The following is a 2,566-nucleotide window of genomic DNA, read 5'->3' as shown; positions in this document are numbered from 1 at the left end:
CTATTAACTTAGGTTTATTAAGGTAAAGCGAAATTAAAATTACAAATTATTACATTATATGATTATGGAGTTATTATTCTAATATTATTTAGAAAATTATTTTTTAATTGTTTTCCAACAATTACTTGACACTATCATTTTCTCATATTTGTATTTACAAAGGCATACAAAAATGAAATAATAGTAATAATAAACAAAGGCGGTGAAAAAATGGATATTCAATTCTGTGGTGCAGCGAAGGTAGTTACTGGTTCGAATTATCTAATTGCTACTGATAAACATAAGATTTTAATAGACTGTGGCATGTTCCAAGGAAGTGAAGAATTAGAAAGAATGAATTTTGAACCTTTTCCATACAACCCTGGAGAGATAGACTATCTAATATTATCTCATGCTCATATAGACCATAGTGGGAGGATACCCAAACTTATTAAAGATGGGTTTAAAGGTAAAATAATATCAACAAAGGCAACCTATGATCTTTGTAAAATAATGCTTATGGATTCAGCAAAAATCCAAGAGGCAGATGTAGAATGGGAAAATAGGAAAAGACAAAGAGCTGGGAAAAAACCAATTGAACCTTTGTATACTATGGAAGAAGCAGAAATTAGTCTAAAATATTTTGAAACTTATCTATATGGACAAAAGATAATTGTCAATGAAGATATAGAATTGATGTTTAGAGATGCAGGACATATGTTAGGTTCATCAATTATAGAATTATGGATTAAGGAAAAAGGGAAAATTTTAAAAATTGTTTTTTCAGGCGATCTAGGAATGCCTAACAGGCCCATAATAGACGATCCAGAGTTTATAGATGAGGCTGATTATTTAATAATAGAATCTACTTATGGAGATAGGATTCATGAAGAGTTCAACAAAAGCACTGAAAAGTTGGTAGAAATAATAAATAAAACCGTTCTTAGAGGTGGTAGTGTAATTATACCTTCATTTGCAGTAGGTAGAACTCAAGAGCTGATTTATAAACTAAACAAATATTATGAATACAATAAAGAAATAGAAGAATATATGAAAATTCCAGTATATGTGGATAGCCCTATGGCAGTATTAGCTACGGAAGCTTTCCAAGCCAACTCTAGTAGTTTTGATGATGAAGCAAAAGGGCTTATCTTAAAAGGAGATAATCCATTTCAATTTCCAAATTTAAGATATGTAAAAGATCAAAGAGAATCTATGGCATTGAATAAATATAAATTTCCTAAGGTAATTATCTCATCTAGCGGAATGGCAACAGCTGGTAGAATTAGACATCACTTAAAACACAACCTATGGGATGCTAGAAATAGTCTAGTATTTGTTGGTTATCAAGCAGAAGGTACTTTGGGTAGAATAATATTAAATGGAGCAAAGCGAGTGAGAATATTAGGAGAAGAAGTGGCAGTAAAATCTGAGATATATGATTTAGAAGGTTTTTCTGGCCATGCAGATCAAATTATGCTAATAGATTGGATTAGAAAATTTAAGAAGAAACCAGAGAAGATTTTTATTGTTCATGGAGAAGAAAAATCCTCTAATGCATTAGCTAATTTAATAGAAAAAGAATTCAATATCGAAACAATAATACCTAATATAGGAGAGATATTTGATATCAAAAGACAAAGTGTTGAATTAACTAAAAGGACAGACAGAGAAGCAGAAGATTTAGAACAAAGCATAATGAAAGATCTACAATATATATATAATCAATTCCAGTCTTTAAATACAAGGAAGGGGCAATTAGTAGATCATAAATTATTAGAAAAAGAATATGATTCTCTTAAGAATATTTTAATTCAACTTCAACAGAATTTAATGGATTTAAATATGATGTTAGGGAAATAACTATCAATATAATAAATCTTTAAATCTATAATAATTATTAAATTATTATAGATTTTTTTTATAGAAAAATGATATAATATGTTAACGTTTGTTTATATAATAACAAATAATCTAATGCAAATACTTTAGACTTAGTTTTGGAGGTGTTGTTTTGATTGATAATAGAAATTGCAGTTTATTAATAGTATTAGTATTCTGTTTAAGTTTGATAGTAATAGCATTTGTTTTAGATTCTCCTAATACAATTTTAAAAGGAATGTATGAAATAATTGTAGCCCCAGATATACTTTTAACAGATTATATTGAAGTAGGCGGGATAGGAGCTGCTTTTGTAAATGCAGGGATAATGGGATTAATAAATCTATATTTGCTAAATAAATTCAAATCAAATATAAACGGTTTAGCAATGGCAGCTATCTTTACTGTTATTGGTTTTTCTTTTATTGGCAAGAATGTCCTTAATTTTTGGCCAATTTATTTAGGAGGATATTTATATTCAAAAGCAAAAAAAATAGAATTTAAAAATATTTTTTTAATATTGATGTTCAGCACTACTTTAGCGCCAGTGGTGAGTGAAATAGCTTTTGGTACTCACTTATCTAGACATATAGGTATACCTATTGGAATTTTTATAGGCATAATAATTGGATTTATAATAACCCCTTTGTCAGCTCAAATGGCTAAGTTCCACGATGGGTATAATTTATACAATATCGGTTTTACT

The 2,566-nt window shown here is 28.6% G+C and carries 2 protein-coding genes; both read left to right on the top strand.

The genetic code is table 11. From position 1 onward, the window contains the following. Positions 1–210 precede the first annotated feature (210 nt). The gene (locus VK998_RS04810) at positions 211–1,842 is read left to right on the top strand and encodes an MBL fold metallo-hydrolase (RefSeq protein WP_325226110.1); all 1,632 of its coding nucleotides are present in this window, start codon (positions 211–213) and stop codon (positions 1,840–1,842) included. Positions 1,843–1,993: 151 nt separating this feature from the next. Continuing rightward, positions 1,994–2,566 (top strand): DUF1576 domain-containing protein (locus VK998_RS04805; protein WP_325226107.1); only part of this gene is annotated, 573 nt, incomplete at its 3' end.

It is taken from the genome of Schnuerera sp. (genome assembly GCF_035459645.1).
Lineage (GTDB): Bacteria > Bacillota > Clostridia > Tissierellales > Tepidimicrobiaceae > Schnuerera.
The sequence above is the reverse complement of the archived record's forward strand: the minus strand, read 5'-3'. Positions and strand labels throughout refer to the sequence as shown.